The organism is Rhodococcoides fascians A44A, from assembly GCF_000760735.1.
GTDB lineage: Bacteria > Actinomycetota > Actinomycetes > Mycobacteriales > Mycobacteriaceae > Rhodococcoides > Rhodococcoides fascians_E.
In genome coordinates this window covers 793,059-814,504 of the sequence record NZ_JMEX01000005.1, presented here as the reverse complement: position 1 = coordinate 814,504, position 21,446 = coordinate 793,059, and the positions used below count along the sequence as shown (strand labels likewise).

General features: G+C 63.8%; 24 protein-coding genes and 1 tRNA gene. 15 read left to right on the top strand and 10 right to left on the bottom strand.

Annotation, left to right across the window (positions count from 1 at the left end):
* The first annotated feature begins 27 nt into the window (after nt 1-27).
* The 4 genes from pgm (at nt 28) to BH95_RS07605 (ending at nt 3,841) form a co-directional block, all read left to right on the top strand.
* On the top strand, nt 28-1,668 hold the full coding sequence (gene pgm / locus BH95_RS07620; protein WP_026347934.1) for a phosphoglucomutase (alpha-D-glucose-1,6-bisphosphate-dependent): 1,641 nt from the start codon (nt 28-30) through the stop codon (nt 1,666-1,668).
* The gene (locus BH95_RS07615) at nt 1,665-2,888 is read left to right on the top strand and encodes an MFS transporter (RefSeq protein WP_019666023.1); all 1,224 of its coding nucleotides are present in this window, start codon (nt 1,665-1,667) and stop codon (nt 2,886-2,888) included. The genes pgm and BH95_RS07615 overlap by 4 nt, the downstream gene beginning before the upstream one ends.
* A gap of 20 nt (nt 2,889-2,908) precedes the next feature.
* Nucleotides 2,909-3,661, top strand: a complete 753-nt coding sequence (locus BH95_RS07610; protein ID WP_037159836.1) for a DsbA family protein — start codon at nt 2,909-2,911, stop codon at nt 3,659-3,661.
* 107 nt (nt 3,662-3,768) lie between these two features.
* Nucleotides 3,769-3,841 (top strand) — tRNA-Ala (locus BH95_RS07605).
* A 69-nt stretch (nt 3,842-3,910) separates the two neighbouring features.
* Here the strand turns inward: BH95_RS07605 and BH95_RS07600 are convergent.
* Nucleotides 3,911-4,258 (bottom strand): histone-like nucleoid-structuring protein Lsr2, encoded by a 348-nt coding sequence (locus tag BH95_RS07600; RefSeq protein ID WP_037181509.1) that lies wholly within the window; start codon nt 4,256-4,258, stop codon nt 3,911-3,913.
* Nucleotides 4,259-4,702: 444 nt separating this feature from the next.
* On the opposite strand from BH95_RS07600, the gene BH95_RS07595 reads away from it, so the two are divergent.
* Both BH95_RS07595 and BH95_RS07590 read left to right on the top strand, forming a co-directional pair.
* A complete protein-coding gene (locus BH95_RS07595; RefSeq protein WP_037181922.1) occupies nt 4,703-5,710 on the top strand; it encodes an N-acetylmuramoyl-L-alanine amidase in 1,008 nt (335 codons plus the stop codon).
* A gap of 29 nt (nt 5,711-5,739) precedes the next feature.
* The gene (locus BH95_RS07590; RefSeq protein WP_037181508.1) at nt 5,740-6,801 is read left to right on the top strand and encodes a CobW family GTP-binding protein; all 1,062 of its coding nucleotides are present in this window, start codon (nt 5,740-5,742) and stop codon (nt 6,799-6,801) included.
* Here the strand turns inward: BH95_RS07590 and BH95_RS07585 are convergent.
* The 3 genes from BH95_RS07585 to BH95_RS07575 are packed head-to-tail and all read right to left on the bottom strand — an operon-like array spanning nt 6,798 to nt 9,474.
* On the bottom strand, nt 6,798-7,211 hold the full coding sequence (locus BH95_RS07585; RefSeq protein ID WP_019668000.1) for a molybdenum cofactor biosynthesis protein MoaE: 414 nt from the start codon (nt 7,209-7,211) through the stop codon (nt 6,798-6,800). The two genes, BH95_RS07590 and BH95_RS07585, sit on opposite strands and share 4 nt — an antisense overlap.
* Complete coding sequence (gene moaCB, locus BH95_RS07580) at nt 7,208-8,182, bottom strand: bifunctional molybdenum cofactor biosynthesis protein MoaC/MoaB (protein ID WP_244164898.1); 975 nt, start codon at nt 8,180-8,182, stop codon at nt 7,208-7,210. The genes BH95_RS07585 and moaCB overlap by 4 nt, the downstream gene beginning before the upstream one ends.
* A gap of 44 nt (nt 8,183-8,226) precedes the next feature.
* Nucleotides 8,227-9,474, bottom strand: a complete 1,248-nt coding sequence (locus tag BH95_RS07575) for a molybdopterin molybdotransferase MoeA (protein ID WP_244164847.1) — start codon at nt 9,472-9,474, stop codon at nt 8,227-8,229.
* 131 nt (nt 9,475-9,605) lie between these two features.
* Here BH95_RS07575 and moaA point away from each other — a divergent pair, with 131 nt between their 5' ends.
* Nucleotides 9,606-10,691 carry a GTP 3',8-cyclase MoaA gene (gene moaA, locus BH95_RS07570; protein ID WP_019668003.1) on the top strand — a complete coding sequence of 362 codons (1,086 nt, stop codon included), beginning with the start codon at nt 9,606-9,608 and terminating at the stop codon, nt 10,689-10,691.
* Entirely contained in the window at nt 10,684-10,926 is a 243-nt protein-coding gene (locus tag BH95_RS07565; RefSeq protein WP_019668004.1) for a MoaD/ThiS family protein, read from the top strand. The genes moaA and BH95_RS07565 overlap by 8 nt, the downstream gene beginning before the upstream one ends.
* 6 nt (nt 10,927-10,932) lie before the next feature.
* Here BH95_RS07565 and nadE read toward each other — a convergent pair whose 3' ends face one another.
* Both nadE and BH95_RS07555 read right to left on the bottom strand, forming a co-directional pair.
* Nucleotides 10,933-11,778: an ammonia-dependent NAD(+) synthetase gene (gene nadE, locus BH95_RS07560; RefSeq protein ID WP_037181505.1), complete on the bottom strand. Its 846-nt coding sequence runs from the start codon at nt 11,776-11,778 to the stop codon at nt 10,933-10,935.
* 37 nt (nt 11,779-11,815) lie between these two features.
* Entirely contained in the window at nt 11,816-12,409 is a 594-nt protein-coding gene (locus BH95_RS07555; RefSeq protein WP_019668006.1) for a TetR/AcrR family transcriptional regulator, read from the bottom strand.
* 105 nt (nt 12,410-12,514) lie between these two features.
* Between BH95_RS07555 and BH95_RS07550 the strand changes: the two genes are divergently transcribed.
* From BH95_RS07550 to nrdF, 6 genes are all read left to right on the top strand, one after another.
* Nucleotides 12,515-13,081: an NAD(P)H-dependent oxidoreductase gene (locus tag BH95_RS07550; RefSeq protein WP_037181504.1), complete on the top strand. Its 567-nt coding sequence runs from the start codon at nt 12,515-12,517 to the stop codon at nt 13,079-13,081.
* A gap of 38 nt (nt 13,082-13,119) precedes the next feature.
* A complete protein-coding gene (ykgO, locus tag BH95_RS07545; protein WP_019668008.1) occupies nt 13,120-13,242 on the top strand; it encodes a type B 50S ribosomal protein L36 in 123 nt (40 codons plus the stop codon).
* A gap of 448 nt (nt 13,243-13,690) precedes the next feature.
* Nucleotides 13,691-13,924 carry a glutaredoxin-like protein NrdH gene (nrdH, locus tag BH95_RS07540; protein ID WP_019668009.1) on the top strand — a complete coding sequence of 78 codons (234 nt, stop codon included), beginning with the start codon at nt 13,691-13,693 and terminating at the stop codon, nt 13,922-13,924.
* Nucleotides 13,925-13,962: 38 nt separating this feature from the next.
* On the top strand, nt 13,963-14,427 hold the full coding sequence (nrdI, locus tag BH95_RS07535; RefSeq protein WP_019668010.1) for a class Ib ribonucleoside-diphosphate reductase assembly flavoprotein NrdI: 465 nt from the start codon (nt 13,963-13,965) through the stop codon (nt 14,425-14,427).
* Nucleotides 14,428-14,474: 47 nt separating this feature from the next.
* A complete protein-coding gene (gene nrdE / locus BH95_RS07530; protein ID WP_019668011.1) occupies nt 14,475-16,637 on the top strand; it encodes a class 1b ribonucleoside-diphosphate reductase subunit alpha in 2,163 nt (720 codons plus the stop codon).
* A gap of 44 nt (nt 16,638-16,681) precedes the next feature.
* Nucleotides 16,682-17,683 carry a class 1b ribonucleoside-diphosphate reductase subunit beta gene (nrdF, locus tag BH95_RS07525; protein ID WP_019668012.1) on the top strand — a complete coding sequence of 334 codons (1,002 nt, stop codon included), beginning with the start codon at nt 16,682-16,684 and terminating at the stop codon, nt 17,681-17,683.
* A 27-nt stretch (nt 17,684-17,710) separates the two neighbouring features.
* Here the strand turns inward: nrdF and BH95_RS07520 are convergent, their stop codons facing one another.
* The 4 genes from BH95_RS07520 to BH95_RS07505 form a co-directional block, all read right to left on the bottom strand.
* Entirely contained in the window at nt 17,711-17,908 is a 198-nt protein-coding gene (locus tag BH95_RS07520) for a hypothetical protein (protein WP_019668013.1), read from the bottom strand.
* Between the two features lie 4 nt (nt 17,909-17,912).
* Entirely contained in the window at nt 17,913-18,830 is a 918-nt protein-coding gene (locus BH95_RS07515; RefSeq protein ID WP_026348295.1) for an SPFH domain-containing protein, read from the bottom strand.
* Between the two features lie 137 nt (nt 18,831-18,967).
* On the bottom strand, nt 18,968-19,438 hold the full coding sequence (locus BH95_RS07510; RefSeq protein WP_019668015.1) for an NUDIX hydrolase: 471 nt from the start codon (nt 19,436-19,438) through the stop codon (nt 18,968-18,970).
* Nucleotide 19,439: 1 nt separating this feature from the next.
* On the bottom strand, nt 19,440-20,504 hold the full coding sequence (locus BH95_RS07505) for an ABC transporter substrate-binding protein (RefSeq protein WP_037159712.1): 1,065 nt from the start codon (nt 20,502-20,504) through the stop codon (nt 19,440-19,442).
* Nucleotides 20,505-20,743: 239 nt separating this feature from the next.
* Here BH95_RS07505 and BH95_RS29440 point away from each other — a divergent pair.
* Nucleotides 20,744-21,446 (top strand): cbb3-type cytochrome c oxidase subunit I (locus BH95_RS29440; RefSeq protein ID WP_196250061.1); only part of this gene is annotated, 703 nt, incomplete at its 3' end.

Genomic DNA, 21,446 nt, shown 5'->3' with positions numbered 1-21,446 from the left:
CACAGGGTGAGAACAAGGAGGCGCATCGTGGCGCACGAACGAGCTGGAACAATTGCCCTTCCCGAGGACCTCGTGGATGTCGCGCAGTTGATCACCGCCTACTACTCGCGGACGCCCGACGTGTCGGATCCCGGGCAACAGGTCGTGTTCGGAACCTCGGGACACCGGGGTTCCAGCCTCGACTCGGCGTTCAACGAACGCCACATCCTGGCGACAACTCAGGCGATCGTCGAATATCGTGCGTCCCAAGGGATCACGGGTCCGCTGTTCATCGGGCGCGACACCCACGCACTGTCCGAGCCTGCCTGGACCACGGCGCTCGAAGTGTTGGCCGCCAACGATGTCACCGTGCTGGTCGACTCCGGGGACCGCTACACACCTACTCCGGCTGTCAGTCACGCGATTCTGCGGTACAACGCGTCGGGACCGGAACGCCGCGCCGACGGAATCGTCGTGACCCCGTCTCACAACCCACCGCGTGACGGCGGCTTCAAGTACAACCCTCCCCACGGCGGGCCCGCCGACAGTGACGCCACGTCGGTCATCGCAGACCGCGCCAACGAACTTCTGCGCGCCGACCTCGCCGGGGTGCGGCGGGTGTCCCTCGACACCGCGATGCGCACCACCGTCGAACGCTACGACTACCTCGGCACGTACGTCGACGACCTGCCCAGCGTCGTGGACCTCGACGCGGTTCGCGCCGCGGGCGTTCGGATCGGTGCAGATCCGCTCGGCGGCGCGAGCGTCGACTACTGGGACGCGATCGCCGAGCGCCACAACCTCGACCTCACCGTGGTGAATCCACTCGTGGACTCCACCTTCCGTTTCATGACTCTCGACACCGACGGCAAGATCAGGATGGACTGCTCGTCACCGAACGCGATGGCGTCGTTGATCGCAGCTCGGACGTCGTACGACATCGCCACCGGCAACGACGCGGACTCGGACCGGCACGGCATCGTCACGCCCGACGGTGGACTGATGAATCCCAACCACTACCTGGCCGTGGCGATCGACTACCTGTTCACGCATCGTTCGGGATGGTCGCCGACCGCGCGTGTCGGTAAGACTCTGGTCTCGTCGTCCATGATCGATCGGGTGGTTGCCGGACTGGGTCGGCAGTTACTGGAGGTTCCCGTCGGTTTCAAATGGTTCGTACCCGGACTGCTCGACGGCGACCTCGGTTTCGGCGGAGAGGAGAGCGCAGGTGCGTCCTTCCTGCGCACCGACGGCCGCGTCTGGACGACCGACAAGGACGGCATCATCTTGGCGCTCCTCGCGTCGGAGATCACTGCGGTCACCGGAAAGACACCGTCCGAACGCTATTCGGAGTTCACCGCCGAGTACGGCGACCCGTCGTACGCTCGTGTGGATGCACCGGCCACCCGTGAGCAGAAGGCGGTCCTCGGCAAGCTGTCTCCCGAGCAGGTGACCGCAACCGAACTCGCAGGTGAAAAGATCACCGCCACCATGACGACGGCGCCCGGCAACGACGCTGCCATCGGAGGGCTGAAGGTCACCACCGAGAATGCGTGGTTCGCGGCACGGCCCTCCGGCACCGAGGACGTCTACAAGATCTACGCCGAATCGTTCCGAGGAGCCGATCACCTCGCTCAGGTTCAGGCAGCGGCAAAGGAATTGGTGTCCCAGGCCCTGAACGAGTCGTGACGGAAGACAATCGGCAGGAAAGCAATCGCACACCGGTCTCGTCCGAGATCTGGGTACTGATCGCGGCAAGCTTCGTCATCGCACTCGGGTTCGGCATCGTCTCGCCTGCGCTCCCGCAGTTCGCGACCGAGTTCGGAGTCGGCGTGTTCGCCGCGTCCGCTGTCATCAGTACCTTCGCGCTGATGCGTCTTCTGTTCGCCCCCGCAAGCGGGACGCTGGTGCAGAAACTGGGGGAGCGCCCGATCTACCTGTCCGGTCTGTTGATCGTCGCGCTGTCCACCGGTGCGTGTGCGTTCGCCCAGACCTACTGGCAGCTCCTCGTGTTCCGTGGGCTCGGTGGCATCGGATCCACGATGTTCTCGGTGTCCGCACTCGGACTGTTGATCCGGATGAGCCCACCACAGAGCCGTGGACGGATCTCGGGCCTCTACGCCACGAGTTTTCTGCTCGGATCGATCGGTGGTCCGTTGCTGGGCGGAGCCGTCGTCGGGCTCGGTCTCCGTGCGCCGTTTCTCATCTACGCGGTGGCGCTCGTGATCGCCGCGGCCGTCGTGTTCTTCGCGCTCGGCGACGTCGAGGAAGAGAAAGCGAGTGCGGATTCGTCGGTCCCCGTTCTCACCCTCCGGGCGGCGTGGGCGGTGCCCGCCTACCGAGCGGCACTGGCGTCCAACTTCGCGACGGGCTGGGTGATCTTCGGCGTGCGAGTGGCCTTGATTCCGCTCTTCGTCATCGAGGTACTCCAGCGGTCCGCGGCGGTCGCGGCAGTGTCGTTGGCCGTCTTCGCGGTCGGTAATGCGATAGTGCTCACCACCGCGGGGCGTCAATCGGACCTCCGCGGGCGCAAACCCTTCGTCGTGGCAGGTCTGGTCGTCGCAGGCGTCGGGACAGCGGGGATAGGGCTCACCGACGACATCGCGCTGTTCATGGCGTTCTCGGTTCTCGCGGGCGTCGGATCCGGTCTGATGACACCGGCGCAGCAGGCGTCCATCGCGGATGTCATCGGGTCCAAAGCGCGCGGTGGACCGGTGCTCTCCACCTTCCAGATGTCCGCGGACGTGGGTGCGATCCTCGGCCCGGTGGTCGCAGCCAAGATCGTCGAGGGGGCGTCGTACGGCACCGCTTTCGTGGCATCCGGCGTGATTCTGCTCGCGGCAGCCGCATGGTGGATCACCGTCCCCGAGCCGGGAGGTAGGAAGAGCGCCGCAGCCCCGTCCACGTGAGGCTTTCGTATCATGTGCACGTGAGTCAAAAGAGAACATCCGGGGCAAAGTACACACCTCAGCCGACGTCCAACACCTTCACTTACGTGCTTGCGGGCGTCGCACTTGTCGTGGTTGTCGCCGTGATCGTGGTGGCCATCCTCTGGCAGCGAGGGGGCGACGAGCCACGCAACGACGGATACGGCTCGGTCCGCAACGCCGAGGTCGTCTCGACCGTATCCGACGACGGTGTGGTCGAACTCGGTGTTCCGGGTGCGCCGCGCACCGTCGACATCTTCGAGGACCCGATGTGCCCGTTCTGCGGCGAACTCGAGGTGAAGCACGGCCAGGAACTGGCACAGAAGATCGACGAAGGAACCATCGCGGTTCGCTATCACATGGTCGTTCTGCCCCAACTGAATCAGTTGTCCGCGAGCGGCGACTACTCCAGTCGGGCGGTGGCTGCGTCGCGCTGCGTTGCCGAATCGTCCGACGCGATCGTGTACTCCGCGTTCCACGCAGAATTGTTCTCGACAGAGTTCCAACCGGAAGAGAACGGTGAGACCGACCACTCGAACGCCGAACTGGCGGAGATGGCCACGCGTAATGGTGCGAGCACCTCCGTAGCAGACTGCATCACCAGTGGAAGCGCCGCAGACGTCGCTGCTGCCGACGCGGAAACCGCCCGGGCTGCATTGGCTGCGGCAGGTGCCGCCGGCACCCCCGGCGTTCTCGTCGACGGGCAACTCGTCGACGCACTGCGTGAGTCGTCATGGGTCGAATCCATCGGCTGACACCCGCGCTTCGCCGGTGACGCGCTCTGAGCTGCTGATTTGTTCCCGTCAACGACAATGGTGTAACTTCGTTCGAGCAACCGCAAGGTAACGCGGAAGCGAAGTACGGGGCTATGGCGCAGCTGGTAGCGCACCACACTGGCAGTGTGGGGGTCAGGGGTTCGAGTCCCCTTAGCTCCACAAAAAGGAGAGTCACCACCAAGGTGACTCTCCTTTTTTGTGTAAGTACTACGGTCGGTCGCGGCGTTCCTAATGCGCCGCGTCGAAGGCTTGCTCCACGTCCGCCGGAATTCGACCGCGAGTGGAAATCGCGTAACCGTTCGACTTCGCCCATTCCCGAATCGCCTTGGTCTGATTCGCGTCGCGTTTGGAGTTCACCGAAACGGATCCGCCGGACTTCTTCGCGCGCTTTCCGCCCACCCGCAACGAATGCTCGATGTAGTAATCGAGCTTCCGGTGAAATTCCTTGGCGTTCTTGTCGCTGAGGTCGATTTCGTAACCGACACCGTTCACCGAAAAAGTTATGTGCTCGCCGCCGGATTCGATCGGCTTGTCATCGATATCGTCCACCAGTTGGACGAAGACTTTCTTGGCCATATGAAAAGTTCTCCAATGAAGTTCAGGTGCGTCTGCATCACACTCAACGCGACTATACGACCGACCGGGCAATTTATCCATGCACGACGAATTGTCGGATGCCGCTGTTCGGAGCGAACGTGACGTTCGGTCACTTGGAGTGACCGAACGGTTCATTCGGTCTCGGATGGTTGCTTTTGCGAGCTCGTTTTGTGTGTCACCGAAAGGAATATGAAGTGTGCGGAGGTTTTGGAGTGAACGGCAACGGTTGAGTCACGGCATGCTCACGATTTGCTTCCGAAAGGCTGATTGCTCGTCGATGTGCGTGATGCTGCTGCTTCACTTGGGGCTCAAGTGTCCACTGATTCCTGTGGGAACGACCGAGGGCTCGTGTGGCCTGGTGGCTGTCGGAGTGAGAGGGGAGCGGTGCGCCGGGCTCAGGCCGCGGTGCGCTCACAACCGTCGATGAACAAAACTGGTGTGCTCGCGTTTCTGTCGATCGGACTGCTGTCCGCTGCGGTGATCGCTCCCGCGGCGGCGAGTGCCGATCCGGCCTCCGACTCGACCGGGAACGAACTCTCCGGCAAGACGGTCTTCCTGGACCCGGGTCATCAAGGGACGGGCCACTCGGAGGATCTCACGCGTCAGGTCGACGATGGACGCGGCGGAACCAAGGACTGCCAGACGACGGGCATGACGTCGCTCGGTGGAGTGCCGGAGCACACGATCAACTGGAACGTCTCGCAGCTCGTGAAGTCGAGTCTGGAGAGCCTCGGTGCGACGGTGGTGACTTCGCGGGCGGACGACACCGGTTGGGGCGGCTGCGTCGACGAGAGGGCGGAGGCCGCCACGCGATCGGGGGCCGACGTGGCCGTCAGCATTCATGCGGACTCCACGTCCACAGGCCCGGACGAGAACAAGCACGGCTTCCACCTCATCGTTCCCACCTTGCCGATCCCCGATACAGCGGCCGACGCGGCACAATCGGCGGGTGGGCGACAGGCAACGTCACTGATGCGCGACGCCTACGAACGTGCCGGTTTCACTCCTGCCAACTACGCCGGTGTGACAGACGGTGTTCAGGAACGCGCCGACGTCGCAGGCCCTGCGCTGACGGGTGTACCGCTGGTGTTCGTCGAGATGGGCAACGGATCCAACCCGTCGGATGCGGACACATTGGAGACCACCGACGGTCAACTGAAGCACGCGATCGCGCTGTCCACCGGGATCATCGACTATCTGCTCGGGCCGGACACCGAAGTCGCTCCCGACGAGAACGCGGCCGAGACGGATGCCGAGACGGTGCCGTCGGTGCCGACTGTTCCCTCCGCTGCCGATTCGACCGCGGGAAACTCGCTGTCGCGGTTGCTGTCCGAGCTCGCTCCCTACGTCGACGCCGGTGGCGGTGAGGCGGACGTTCGGGCCGTCGCCGATGTCGCGCAAGGTCTGCTCCGTCAGATCCTGACTCGATGACCGAACGCGGCACCGAGTAATCTCGCTGCGTGGCCGAGGCAGACCGAACGATTCCCGTTGTCCTCGTCTCGGGCTTCCTGGGTTCCGGCAAGACGACGCTGCTCAATCACCTACTTCGGCACAATCGCGGAATTCGCATCGGCGTGGTCGTCAACGACTTCGGGTCGATCAACATCGACTCGATGATGGTTGCCGGACAGGTGGACTCGATGGTGTCGCTGGGCAACGGTTGCCTGTGTTGCGCCGTCGACGTGGACGAACTGGACGCGATGTTCGACGTCCTCGCGGGTAGCAAATCCGCGCTCGACGTGATCGTCGTCGAAGCCAGCGGTCTCGCCGAGCCCCGAAATCTCATACGAATGGTTCTGGCAAGCGACAATCCGCGGGTGTCGTACGGCGGTCTCGTCGGGGTGGTCGATGCCGTCGAATTCGCCTCTACCCGAGCCGAACACCCCGAACTCGACCAGCACGTGCAATTGGCCGACCTGGTGGTGCTCAACAAAGCGGACGTACCGTCGCCCGACGCACTGTCGGACATCGAATCCCTCGTCCGCGGCATCGTCACCGACACGCCTGTTCTGACGACCGACCACGGCCGCGTCGACGCCGAACTGCTCTTCGACGTCCCCGAGCGTGTGCAGGATCCCACGCAGGCGCGTCAGATGTCGTTCGACGAGATTCTCTTCGACCACGACCACGACAGCCATGGCGAACAGGACGACCATGCACATCATCTGCACGCGCAGTACTCCACGACGAGCTTCGAGAGCGACGAGCCGTTCGATCCTCGACGGTTCGTCGACATGTTGGAGAACCCGGCAGGCGACGTCTACCGCATCAAGGGCTTCGTTCACTTCGACGTACCCGGCTACCGCGAGCGCTACGAGGTGAACACCGTCGGCCGGCACATCACGATGACGCCGACGGAGTGGGGCGACGACACCACGAGAATTACCCGGCTCGTTCTGATCGGCACCGACCTCGACGAGGAACTGGCCGAGATTCGGCTACTGGATTGCGTCCGGCGGCCCGGTGACCTCGCCGACGAGTCCGCGATGCTCCCGGTCCACCGGTACGTCCGGTCCGGTTAGAGGCCGACCCATTCCGACGTGCCCGATGCGAAGTGCTGTCGCTTCCAGATGGGTACTTCTGCTTTGATCCGTTCGACGAGCAGCGCACACGTTGCGAACGCCTCGGCGCGGTGGGGCGAAGCGACGGCGGCCACGAGGGCGATGTCGCCGATCGACAGGTCACCGACGCGATGCACGGCTGCGACCGGCAGGCCGGATTCTTCCGCCACCTCCGCGCAACACGTACGAAGGAACCGTTCCGCCTCGGGGTGGGCCTGGTACTCGAGGGCCGACACCGATTGTCCGCCGTCGTGGTTGCGCACGACGCCGGAGAACAACACGACGGCACCGTGCGTCGGACCGGCCACGGCACTTTCCACTGCCGAGGTGTCGATGGGATCGGCGGATATCGCGGCGAGCAGGTCGGTCATGGGGTGTTCACGTCACTTTCCGAATCGGCGTGGAGTCCGTCTCCAGCAACCTGGGCGAGTAGATGGTCGACGATCGGATCCAGCACCGCCAGGCCGTCTTTCACGCCTCCCGGTGATCCGGGGAGATTGACGACGACGGTGCGGCCCGCCACCCCGGACAGTCCGCGGCTGAGCGTCGCATGCGGCGTGACCTTCGTTCCCTGGAGCCGGATGGCGTCGGATATCCCCGGAAGTTCGCGGTCCAGAACGGCCTTGGTCGCCTCGGGGGTCGCATCGGTCGGGGAGACACCGGTGCCACCGGTGCTGACGACGAGGGCGGGGCCGTCGGTGAGAGCGTCGCGCAGGCCTGCCGCGATCTCTGCGTCGGCGTAGACGAGGGGGCCGCGTACGGTGAATCCTCTGTCGAGAAGCCACGCTACGATGCGGGGCCCGGTCGTGTCCTCACGGGTTCCGTTCGCACCACCGGTGGAGGCGACCAGAACGGCGGCTGTTCGGCCCGCCGGAGATGTTTCTGTCACGGACGTAGGCCCAGCGGAGACGGTGTCCTCACGCGACCACGACCCTCGTTTGCCGCCTTCTTTGCGCACCAACCGAATACCGTTCATCGTCGCCGACGGGTCGACGGCCTTGACCATGTCGTGCAACGTGAGCCCGGCCACGGCGACGGCCGTCAGCGCTTCCATCTCCACTCCGGTCGGACCTGTGGTCTTCGCGGTGGCCTCCACCGTGATCGTGGTGTCGGTGAAACCGAACACGATGTCGACCTTCGACAACGCGAGTTGGTGGCAGAGCGGGATGAGTTCCGACGTCTTCTTCGCTCCGGAGATTCCGGCGATCCGTGCGGTCGCGAGCACGTCGGCTTTCGGCATGCCATCGGCACGCACCAACGCGATCACCTCCGCCGTGGTGGCCAGTTCGCCTGCAGCGACGGCGATTCGAGTGGTGTCCTGTTTGGCGGAGACGTCGACCATGCGCGCCCGACCCTCGGAGTCGAGGTGGGAGAAATTGGACGTGGTCACAGCGGGATCACCTGAACCTTCTCACCGGCTTCGAGGGCCGTCGTGTCTTCGGGAACGTCGACGAGTACGTCGGCCCACGCCATCGCTGCGACGAGGTGTGACCCTGGCCCGGCGACCAACGAGACACCGTCGTCGCCGAGTCGCGCCCGGAGCATCTGTCGCTTGCCGCGGATCGACGTGATCGAGTGCGCCAGCGGGACCGGCCGCGGCTCGATCCGATCCAGGCCTGCCGCCTCTCGCACGATGTTGCGCGCGAAGACCAGAAAGGACACGACCGTGCTCACCGGATTGCCCGGAAAGTCGAGCACGGGCGTTCCCTCGATGGTCGCGACGCCCTGTGGACCACCGGGCTGCATGCGCACGGAGCCGAAACGCCCACCCAGCGGACCCACTACATCCTTCACGACCTCGAAGTCACCCATCGACACACCGCCGGACGTGATCACGAGTTCGGCTTCGCGGGCAGCGTCGAACAATATTTTCTCGAACTCGCCTCGGTCGTCCGAGCTTCGGCGGACGGAGACGACATCGGCGCCGTTTGCCCGCAGGTGAGCCGCCAGCGTGAGCCCGTTGGAATCGAAGATCTCGCCGGGACGCAGGGTGCTGCCGGCGTCGACCAGTTCGGCCCCGGTGGTGATGACCGCGACCGTGGGTCGAGAAACCACGGCGACGCTGTCGAGTCCGACCGCGGCGAGCACCGCGATGTGGCGCGGTTCGAGGACCTGCCCGGCCCGCACCAGGATCGTGCCCGCGGTGATGTCGCTGCCCTGCTCACGGATGTAGTCACCCGGTTGCCTCGACACGGTGACGGTCACGGCATCACCAGTGGGCGTTGACCGTTCGGTGTTCTCGACGGGGACGACGGCGTCCGCGCCGACGGGCACGGGCGCGCCCGTCATGATCTTGACTGCCGACCCCGACTCGATCCGGACGATCTCCGACGGACCCGCGGCAACGACACCGTCGACCTGCAGCGTGACCGGAACCGCCGCGACGTCCGATGCGAGAACGGCATATCCGTCCATCTGCGAATTGCGGAACAACGGGAGGTCGACGGGGGAGACGACGTCGGCGTGGACGACGCGACCGAGAGCGTCGGCCACCGACACGGACAGAGGCGTTCTGGTGCGCAGCGGGCGCAACAGTTCTTCGACGACTGCGAGGTGTTCCTCCACCGACGCCGCGCTCGGACGGTGCGCCCGCCCGCCGCCATCCGGTGATCCATCATGCCCAGCACTGCTCATTCCACGATCCTGCTCATTCCACGATCCTATGCGCGCTCCGTCGCGCGAATGTTCGGTGGATCGCACGAAGAATCGGGCGGACGGCATACTGGAGGATGGACAGTCGGACACCGAACATTCGAAGGAGGGTCATGACAGTCGGCAATGCAGTGGGTACCGGTGCCGTCGGGCTCGGAATCCCTTCGATCGGCCGGGCGAGGACCGACACCGTCGAGGACCGGCCGGACGTTCCCGTCCTCGTCGACAGATTCGGACGCGTCGCCCGTGACCTCAGAGTGTCCATCACCGAGAAGTGCTCGCTGCGGTGCACGTACTGCATGCCCGAATCCGGCCTGCCCGCCATCGAGGCTCGAAATCTGCTGACGGCAAGCGAGATCGCCCGCGTGGTCGGTGTCGCCACCTCGCACCTCGGCGTCGAGGAAGTCCGCTTCACCGGGGGAGAACCCTTGATGCGTGCGGATCTGGCGGAAATTCTCCAGCTCTGTTCGGACGCCGCGCCGGGCGTGCCGCTGGCGATGACCACCAACGCCGTCGGTCTCGAACACCGTGTCGACTCCTTGGTGGCCGCGGGTCTCGGACGGGTGAACGTCTCGCTCGACACCATCGACCGGCACCACTTCGCGGAGCTCACTCGGCGTGATCGGCTCCCCTCGGTCCTAGCGGGTGTGCGCGCGGCCAGGCGCGCCGGTCTCGACCCGGTGAAGATCAACGCAGTCCTGATGCCGGAAACGTTGCACGGCGCAGCCGACCTGCTGCAATGGTGCCTCGACGAGGGCGTCGCACTGCGTTTCATCGAACAGATGCCCCTCGACGCGGACCAGGAATGGGCGCGCGCGAACATGCTCGACGCACAGCACCTGCTCGACGTGCTGTCGGCCCGGTTCGAACTGACGGAAATCGGTCGCGCAGACCCGTCGGCTCCCGCGGAGGAATGGGCGGTAGGCGGAACATCCGCCACCGTCGGAATCATCGCGTCCGTCACCAGGTCGTTCTGCTCGGATTGCGACCGAACGCGGTTGACCGCCGAAGGCACCGTTCGGTCGTGTCTGTTCAGTGACGAGGAAACCGACCTTCGCGCAGCATTGCGCGGCGGCGCCACCGATGACGAGATCGCACGGCTGTGGCGCGGCGCGATGTGGAACAAGTGGGCCGGCCACGGCATCGACGCCGCCGATTTCGTACCGCCTGCACGGAGCATGGGAGCAATCGGTGGTTGAGGTCAGGTACTTCGCCGGCGCAGCCGACGCTGCCGGATGCGCGCACGAAACGTTCGATCTTCCCGCCGGAAGCACACTTGCAGCTCTCAAAGCTGCTGTGCAACAAAGACATGGAAGCTCGGTGGTCGACGTGCTGCGAGTCTCGGCGTTTCTCGTCGGCGACGACCTGACCCGTGATGCGGGCACGACGCTCGGCGACAGGGTCGATGTCCTGCCGCCGTTCGCCGGCGGTTAGCGTCCTTCAGTTCTCGGTGGTCCACCAGTCGTCGAACGGAGTGACCGGAACGGCGCGCTTGTGCCTGGTGTCGAGGAACATCCGCTCCAACTTCTCGGCGACCTCGTCGGGCACGTCCTTGCCCTCGAGATAATCGTCGATCTGGGCGTACGTGACGCCAAGTGCTTCCTCGTCCGGGAGCGCAGGACGGTCGTCTTCCAAGTCCGCCGTCGGCACTTTCTTCCACGTGCTCTCCGGTGCGCGCAGTTCACGTAGCAATGCCGCACCTTGGCGCTTGCTGAGGCCGGTGAGCGGGGTGATGTCGACACCGCCGTCTCCGAACTTGGTGAAAAATCCGGTTATTGCCTCGGCTGCGTGATCGGTTCCCACGACGACGTAGCCCAACTGCCCGGCGAGCGCGTACTGCGCGACCATGCGCTGGCGCGCTTTGATGTTGCCGCGCACGAAGTCTCGGACCTCGGACGTGCCCAGTGCCTCGGCTGCGGAAGCCGCCGAGGCGTCGGACGCCTCCTTGATGTTGACGGTGACCGTCCGGTCCGGACCGATGAAGGTCAGTGCCGTCGTCGCGTCGTCCTCGTCGGCCTGGACTCCGTACGGCAGACGCACCGCGACGAACTCTGCCTCGGCGCCTTCGCTGCGTAGTTCGGCCGCGGCACGCTGGCAGAGCGCGCCCGTGAGGGTGCTGTCCTGACCACCGCTGATGCCGAGCACGAATCCCTTCGCGGGGCTCGAGCGCAGATAGGCCTTCAAGAAATCGACGCGGCGTGTGATCTCCGCCGCGGGGTCGATCGACGACTGGACCGCCAGTTCACGCAGGATGCGGGTCCGAAGTTCCGAGCGTAGTAGTGACATTCGGCCATTCTAGGGGCGGCGAGCGAACTTTCGCCGGTCAGCGGGTGGCTCGGCGCACCAGGTCTTCCCAGCCGTCGGCGAGCCGTTCTATCGGCATACCCAGATCGCGGAACTGATGCATGACCAGTGTCGCTTCGAGTGGGGTCAGCAGGTTGTAGGCCAGCAGTTCCAGATCGCCGCCGACGCCTGCGCTGCGCAGAAGTGTCAGCACATGGGTGTAGTTCACCATGTGAGCGGGCGCGGAGTACCGCACCAGGGCCGAGTTCTCGGCCGCGCGCATGACCTCGCCCTGAACCTCCACCAGTTGCAGCCGAGCGCGGCCGAAGGCGACGAGCCTGTCGATCGGGTCGGCACCCGGGCCCAACGGCGGGGGACCGAAGAGGAACGACTGCTGGAGCTCTTTCTCCGTGTGATCGAGCAGAGATTGCATCAGGCCGGATCGACTCCCGAACCGACGGAACACTGTGCCCTTGCCCACACCCGCCTTGGCGGCGAGGCCGTCCATGGTCACGGCGTCGGCGCCGACCGTCGCGACCAGTTCCGATGCCGCGTCCAGCAGAAGCCGCCGGTTACGCGCGGCGTCGCACCGCTCGGTCTCCTCGCCGGCTATGGGCAGCATGAAATCGGTCACAAGGGACAGTCTACCTGCTCGGGAATGGAAGTGGACCGCGGTCCGTTTGAGTGGTAAGAATTGGGTCGAACACCGGCTGCACACTCGAACTCGAAGGAATTACTCATGTCTGATGCACACGTTCTCGTTCTCGTCGGAAGTCTCCGCGCGGATTCGGTCAACAAGCAGATTGCCGATACCGCGGCGTCGCTGACCCCTGAGGGCTCCTCGGCGGTGGTCTACGACGGTCTTGCCGATGTGCCGTTCTACAACGAGGACATCGACGTCGACGGCAAAGTTCCCAGCTCCGCACTCGAGCTGCGTGCAGCGGCGGAGAAGGCCACCGCGTTTCTGCTCGTCACGCCCGAATACAACGGCACCATTCCTGCAGTTCTGAAGAACGCCATCGACTGGCTCTCCCGTCCGTACGGCGCCGGTGCGGTGTCGAAGAAGCCGGTCGCCGTCATCAGCGCGTCGCCGAGTGGAAACGGTGCCAAGTGGGCGCACGACGATGCTCGCAAGGCCGTCGGCATCGCGGGCGGCAAGGTGCTCGAGGACGTCGAGCTCACGATCGGCGGAACCATCGACAAGTTCGGAACTGCTCACCCGCGCGAGAACGCCGAGGTCTCCGCCGAGATCGGCGCCGTCGTTGCGGAGTTGGTCAAGGCATCCGACGAGCTCATCGCCGCCTGATTACGGTAACGGGAATCGTTTTCATGTAGGGTTTTCGTATGAAAGTACGAAACTCACTGAAATCGCTGAAGAACAAGCCGGGCGCCCAGGTCGTTCGCCGTCACGGCAAGGTGTTCGTGATCAACAAGAAGGAACCGCGGTTCAAGGCGCGCCAACGCTGACGGATCGACGGCGCATCAGCGCCTACGGGCGGCCGGAGGAGGCCCTCGGAGTCGACAAGACTTCGAGGGCCTTTCTCGTGCGCGAACCGGACTGTTTCACCCTTCGCGTGCGGCGTGTCGGCTTGCTGTACTCGGTCACCATGGTTTCGCGTCTTCGGTGTGACGCATGACATGAAATCGTGTCGCACGCGACACGCCGCAGCGGCCGAACAATTTGCTCGTCGGCAAGACTGTGACCAGCGAATACCAACGATGTTGTTCGCAACATCTCGTGTTGTAGGCATATGTCGGACACAAGGTGTAGTGTCTGAGCAGTCGAGAGGACACAACGCAGGAAGCCCCGAAAACGGGCTCGAAGCACGGTGAATCGTCTCGAAACTGCTCTGACCCGGGTTGCCGCTCGGCGTCGGAATCGTCGGCCGAGGTCGGTACGGAAAAGGGGAACATCATGAGCATCACCGTCTACACCAAGCCCGCCTGCGTTCAGTGCAATGCCACCTACCGCGCTCTCGACAAAGAGGGCATCGAGTACAACGTCGTCGACATCTCGCAGGATGCCGAGGCTCGTGATTACGTGATGGCGCTCGGCTACCTCCAGGCTCCCGTCGTCGTCGCGGGTGAAGACCACTGGTCCGGATTCCGTCCCGACCGCATCAAGGCACTCACGGCGAGTGTTGCTTGAACTCAGGATGCTCCGGACGTAGGAGGAGATGAGCAGGTGTGAATTCCGCTCCCGCTCCGCCGTCGACGCATCCGATCGTCTACTTCTCCAGCGCATCCGAGAACACGCATCGGTTCGTCACGAAGCTCGCGCTTCCGGCAAGTCGCATCCCGCTCAAGAACCCCGAGGACTTCTCGGTGGACCAGCCCTACGTGTTGATCGTGCCCACGTACGGCGGGGGAATGACGTTCGAGGGCCGCGACACCAGCTACGTCCCCAAGCAAGTCATCAAATTTCTCAACCGCAAGCACAATCGGTCGCTGATCCGAGCGGTCATCGCGGCCGGCAACACCAATTTCGGTGATTCGTTCTGCTTTGCAGGCGATGTCATTTCGCAAAAGTGCGCAGTTCCGTATCTCTACCGATTCGAACTGATGGGCACTCCCGAAGACGTACATCGAGTCCGCGAGGGTCTCGAGGACTTCTGGGAGCGCGAATCCCGCCGCGCCGCGCAGGTCCACTAGCGCAGCGCACACAACACACGACATGTAGAAGGAACTGGAGCGAAGCCGTGGCACCGACCATCACCGAGGTAGCACCCGTCAACGCCGCTCGATCGGACAGCGATCTGGATTATCACGCGTTGAACGCGATGCTGAATCTGTACGGTCCCAACGGCGAGATCCAGTTCGAGAAGGACCGCGAGGCGGCCAACCAGTACTTCCTGCAGCACGTAAACCAGAACACGGTCTTCTTCCACGATCTGGACGAGAAGCTCGACTACCTCGTCGAGGAGAACTACTACGAGCCCGAGGTGCTGGACCAGTACTCGCGCGAGTTCGTGAAGTTCCTGATCAACCACGCCTACTCGAAGAAGTTCCGTTTCCCGACGTTCCTCGGCGCGTTCAAGTACTACACGTCCTACACGCTCAAGACGTTCGACGGTAAGCGTTACCTCGAACGCTTCGAGGACCGCGTCTGCATGGTCGCTCTGACCCTCGCGGCCGGTGACGAAAGGCTCGCGACGGATCTGGTCGACGAGATCATCGCCGGACGGTTCCAGCCCGCCACCCCGACGTTTCTCAACTCGGGCAAGAAGCAGCGCGGCGAGCCCGTCTCCTGCTTCCTGCTGCGCATCGAGGACAACATGGAGTCCATCGGGCGCTCCATCAACTCTGCCTTGCAGCTGTCCAAGCGCGGTGGCGGTGTTGCCCTGCTGCTCAGTAACATTCGTGAGGCAGGCGCCCCGATCAAGCGGATCGAGAACCAGAGCTCGGGCGTCATTCCCATCATGAAGCTCCTCGAGGACTCGTTCTCCTACGCCAACCAGCTCGGTGCCCGTCAGGGTGCGGGAGCGGTGTACCTCCACGCGCACCACCCCGACGTCTACAAGTTCCTCGACACCAAGCGCGAGAACGCGGACGAGAAGATCCGCATCAAGACACTCTCGCTCGGAATCGTCATTCCGGACATCACGTTCGAGCTGGCGAAGAAGAACGAGGAGATGTACCTGTTCTCCCCGTACGACGTCGAGCGCATCTACGGCGTCCCGTTCGCGGACATCAACGTCACCGAGAAGTACTACGAGATGGTGGACGACAAGCGAATTCGCAAGACCAAGATCAAGGCGCGCGAATTCTTCCAGACACTCGCCGAGCTCCAGTTCGAATCCGGTTACCCGTACATCATGTTCGAGGACACCGTGAACCGAGCGAACCCGGTGAAGGGCAAGATCACCCACTCCAACCTCTGCTCGGAGATCCTGCAGGTCTCGACGCCGTCGCTGTTCAACGACGACCTGTCCTACAGCCACGTCGGCAAGGACATCTCCTGCAACCTCGGCTCGCTCAACATCGCCAAGACGATGGACTCGCCGGACTTCGGCAAGACCATCGCCGTCGCGATCCGTGGATTGACCGCCGTGTCCGATCAGACCCACATCTACTCGGTGCCGTCGATCGAGCAGGGCAACAACGACTCTCACGCCATCGGCCTCGGCCAGATGAACCTGCACGGATACCTCGCGCGTGAGCGCATCCACTACGGTTCCGTCGAAGGCGTCGACTTCACGAACATCTACTTCTACACCGTGCTGTTCCACGCCATCCAGGCGTCGAACCAGCTCGCGAAGGACCGCGGAACCTACTTCAAGGGGTTCCCCGAATCCAAGTACGCCTCGGGTGAGTTCTTCGACAAGTACACCGACCGGGTGTGGGAGCCGAGTACCGCTCGGGTGGCGTCTCTGTTCGCGGAAGCCGACGTGCACATCCCCACGCAGGCCGATTGGTCCGCGCTGAAGGAGTCGGTGCAGCAGTACGGCATCTACAACCAGAACCTGCAGGCCGTTCCGCCGACCGGATCGATCTCCTACATCAACAACTCGACGTCCTCGATCCACCCCGTCGCGTCCAAGATCGAGATCCGCAAGGAAGGCAAGATCGGTCGGGTCTACTACCCGGCGCCCTACCTGACCAACGACAACCTGGACTACTACCAGGATGCCTACGAAATCGGGTACGAGAAGATCATCGACACCTACGCCGCGGCAACGCAGCACGTCGATCAAGGCCTGTCACTGACGCTGTTCTTCAAGGACACCGCCACCACGCGTGACATCAACAAAGCGCAGATCTACGCATGGCGCAAGGGCATCAAGACGCTGTACTACATCCGGCTGCGTCAGATGGCACTCGAAGGCACCGAGGTGGAGGGCTGCGTTTCGTGCATGCTGTAGGCCGAGGCCGCTGAACTTCACCCGATTCGAACCCAGAGGACACCATGACTGCTGCACCGCACTCGCCCGCGGACGGGGCGAAGATCAAGCTCATCGACCGCGTCTCCGCCATCAACTGGAACCGCGTCCAGGACGACAAGGACGCTGAGGTCTGGGAGCGGCTGACCAGTAATTTCTGGCTGCCGGAGAAGGTCCCCGTCTCCAACGACATCCCGTCGTGGGGCACGCTCAACGCCGTCGAGAAGCAGCTGACGATGCGCGTGTTCACCGGATTGACGTTGCTGGACACCATCCAGGGCACCGTCGGCGCAGTCAGTCTGATCCCCGACGCCGTCACCCCGCACGAGGAAGCCGTCTACACGAACATCGCGTTCATGGAGTCGGTCCATGCCAAGAGTTACAGCTCGATCTTCTCGACGCTGAGCTCGACGCGCGACATCGACGACGCGTTCCGCTGGTCCGAGGAGAACCCGAATCTGCAACGCAAAGCCGAGATCGTCCTCGACTACTACAAGGGCGACGACCCGCTCAAGCGCAAGGTCGCGTCGACGCTTCTCGAATCGTTCCTCTTCTACTCGGGCTTCTACCTGCCGATGTACTGGTCCTCACGGGCGAAGCTCACCAACACGGCCGACCTCATTCGCCTGATCATCCGCGACGAGGCCGTGCACGGCTACTACATCGGGTACAAGTACCAGAAGGGCCTCGAAAAGGTCACCGAAGCCGAGCGCGAAGACCTCAAGAACTACACGTTCGAGTTGTTGTTCGAGTTGTACGACAACGAGGTCGAGTACACGCAGGACCTCTACGACGAGATCGGTCTGACCGAGGACGTCAAGAAGTTCCTGCGCTACAACGCGAACAAGGCTCTCAACAACCTCGGATACGAAGGCCTGTTCCCCAAGGACGAGACCGACGTCAACCCGGCGATCCTGTCCGCACTCTCCCCGAATGCCGACGAGAACCACGACTTCTTCTCCGGTTCCGGGTCGTCCTACGTCATCGGCAAAGCAGTCAACACCGAAGACGAGGACTGGGACTTCTGATCCTGTTCGACAGCGCAGGCCCTCCGGCTACGAGCCGGGGGGCCTGCCCTGCTTCCGCATCGTTTCCGCGTCCTTCGGCATCCGTCCTTGCTCGGTCAGAGCGCGACGCAACAGAAACTCGATCTGCGCATTCGTGCTCCGGAGCTCGTCGGCAGCCCAGCGGGCAAGCGCGTCGTGCACCGCTGGGTCGAGTCTGAGCAGAAGCTTCTTGCGTTCGACGGGCATCGGATTACTGGTAGAGCGATCCGGTGTTCACCACAGGCTGCGTGTCGCGGTCACTGCACAGCACGACGAGCAAGTTGGACACCATCGTGGCCTTCCGTTCCTCGTCCAACTCGACGACGTGCTTGTCCTCGAGCTTCGCGAGCGCCATCTCGACCATTCCCACCGCGCCTTCGACGATCTGCTGACGTGCAGCGATGACAGCACCTGCCTGCTGACGACGCAGCATCGCCTGCGCGATCTCCGGGGCGTACGCAAGTCGATTGATCCGCGTCTCGATCACCTCGACGCCCGCCGATCGAACCCGTGCGTGCACTTCCTCGCTCATCGCGCCGGTAATTTCGTCGGCGTTCTCGCGCAACGACATTCGACCCTCTGCATCGTACGGGTAGCTACCGGCGATATGCCGGACCGCCGACTCGGTCTGCACCGCGACGAACTCCTCGTAGTCGTCGACCTGGAACGACGCGAGCGCGGTGTCCGCCACCTGCCACACCACGATCGCCGAGATCTCGATCGGGTTGCCGTCGGCGTCGTTGACCTTCGACTGTCCCGTCTCGTGATTGCGAATTCGCGTCGAAATCGCCTTGCGGTACGTCAACGGATTCGTCCAACGCAGGCCGGGCGTGCGGAGCGTTCCGCTGTACGAACTTCCCAGGAGCTGAAGCACGCGAGCCTGATTCGGCTGCACCAACGTCAAACCTGCAAGAACGGGAAGCGACACGACGAACAACACAGCGCCGACGACAGCCAGCGGGACAACGGTGAGCACGAGGCCGAGTACGAACGCCGCAATACCTCCCAGGAACAGAACGAGCCCGACCCCGAGCATCGACCACCCCGGCAGATCCCACCCCGGCCGTTCGGCAATCGTCGTCGTCGGAGCACCCGTCGGTTTCTCGGCAACAGTCGATGGTCCAGTCACAATGGCCTCCCTCTCAGTAGTGATACTAAAGTGATATCACATTCCGCGCCCGCCGTCGCACCGAACGTGGCGTTCGGTCACTTGGAGTGACCGAACGTCACGTTCGGTCCCGAAAGGGGGGTGGGGGAGGAGGCGGCTCAGCGCCGGAACCAGGCTTCGGCGTTGTCGCCGAGAGCGTGGTGGATGCGCAGACGCGAGGTGTCGGCGAGGTTGTCGGGGAGTTCGGCGGGGTCGAACCATGCGACGGCGAGGTTTTCGTCGTCGGCGACGTGTGCGTGTCCGCCGGTGTGGTGGGCGAGGAAGGTGATGTCCAGGTACTGGGCGACGTCACCGTTGGGGTAGGTGATCGGCTCGGTGACGTCGACGCCGGTGAGGCGGACGAGTTCGGCGTCGATGCCGGCTTCCTCGCGGATTTCGCGGAGGGCGGCCGGTCCGGGTTCTTCGCCGGGTTCGAGGATGCCGGAGACGACGGCCCATTTTCCGTTGTCCCGCCGCTGGGTCAGGAGAACCTTGCCGTCGGAGATCACGACGGCGCTGACGCCGGACAGCCAGAGCGGTGACGTGCCGACCTTGTCGCGGAGAGCGAGGACGAATTCGGGGATCGGCATGTCAGGACACGTACGCGTTCAGGGAGTTGGTGACGTCCGCGAGGATCGTGCGGGCGGCGATCAGTCCGCTGCCCGACCACACGGTGTCGTTGACCACGAAGATGCGTCCGTCCTTCGCCGAGCCCAGGTCCTTCCACGCCTCTCCGGTCATGACCGAGGTGCCGTAGTCCTCCCCGGCGTCGCCGTCGAAGCGGACGTAGACGATGTCGCCTTCGGCGGCGGCGACGTCTTCGGCCGATCCGGTGGCGGTGGCGTCGACCTGCGTCGGAGGCCTTTGCACGCCGATCTCCGCGAGAACGGAGCTCGCGAACGTCGAGGGTGCGTCGGTGGAGAAGGAGTCCGGGAGGAACCGCACGACCGACGCCTGCGTCTGCTGGGCGTTGACGTCCCGGCCGACCTGCTCGGCGTCCGCCGTGAAGCGGGCCAGTTCGTCGAACGCGGTCCCGCCCCGCCCCAGTGCAGCGGCCGATTGCAGGAATGCGCCCTTCCATCCCTGGTCGGTGCTGGTGAAGACGGTCGGCGCGATGTCGCCGAGTGCCTCGTACATGTCCGGTCCCAGCGAATCCGCTCCGATGATCAGGTCGGGGGAGAGGCCTGCAATGGCGTCGATGTCCGGTGAGCCCACGGCCCCGACCGACGGGATCTGCGCGATTCCGGTTCCCAGGTACAGCTCCTGATCGCCATCGCCGCGGAAGTCGGGATCGAGCGGAGCTGCGCCGACGACGCGTTCCCAGACGCCGAGCGCGCAGGTGGCGTCCAGTGACGCCGCGTCCAGTACGACGACGCGCATCGGGTCCGCCGGCACGTCCGTGATGCCCTCGCTGTGACCGACCGGGCGGGTGTCACCGTCGATGCTCGTCGGATCCAGGGGTGCAGGAGCCGGGCACAGCCCGACGGTGTCGCGGTCGTTGCCGACGACGCCGGCTCCGGCGATGTTGGTGGTGCTCCGAACGATGGTCGACGCGTTGTCCTCGGAGGACGCGGTGTCCGAACATCCGGATGCGAGCGTCAGTGCTGTCACCACGATCGCAAGGGCAGCGGTGCGCGCCTGAGACGTCTTGGTCAACTCGGATGTTCCTTACGGGAGTCGGGATGCCGTCATACCCTATCGAAGAAGATCGACCGCTCCTCGAATCGCCGGTCTCGCTGGTCGTTCGACGCCGCCCAGCTGGTGCGGGAGCCGAATACGACACACGGTAGGACCGGTTGGTCAGGCTCGGAGTGCACGGTCTAGGATTCGAATAGCGCAAGACACCAGGACGTCCCGCTTGTCGATCGGGATGGGACGCATCTTCAGGAGGATCAGTGACTGCCCTAGCGCCTAGGCCTACTCCCGCTGTGACGGCGGCTCGGCCTTTTCCGCCGCGGATGGGACCTAAGGGTTCGTTCGTTCACAAGGCGATTACGACCACTGATCCCAAGGTGTTGGGGATCATGTACATCGCGACGTCGATTGCGTTCTTTCTCGTCGGTGGGTTGATGGCGTTGTTGATGCGCGCCGAGTTGGCTGTGCCGGGGATGCAGTTTCTGTCCAACGAGCAGTACAACCAGTTGTTCACCATGCACGGCACGATCATGTTGCTGTTGTATGCGACGCCGATCGTGTTCGGGTTCGCCAATTACATTCTGCCGTTGCAGATCGGTGCTCCGGATGTGGCGTTCCCGCGGCTCAATGCGTTCTCGTACTGGTTGTATCTGTTCGGTGCGTTGATCACCACGGCCGGGTTCATCACTCCTGGTGGTGCCGCGGACTTCGGGTGGACTGCCTACACGCCGTTGACGAGTGCTCTGCATTCGCCGGGTGTGGGTGCTGATCTGTGGATCATGGGGTTGGCGGTGGCCGGTTTGGGCACCATCCTCGGTGGCGTCAACATGATCACCACGGTCATCTGTTTGCGGGCGCCGGGTATGACGATGTTCCGGATGCCGATTTTCACCTGGAACATCCTGGTGACCTCGATTCTGATTCTTCTTGCGTTCCCGTTGTTGACGGCGGCGTTGTTGGGGC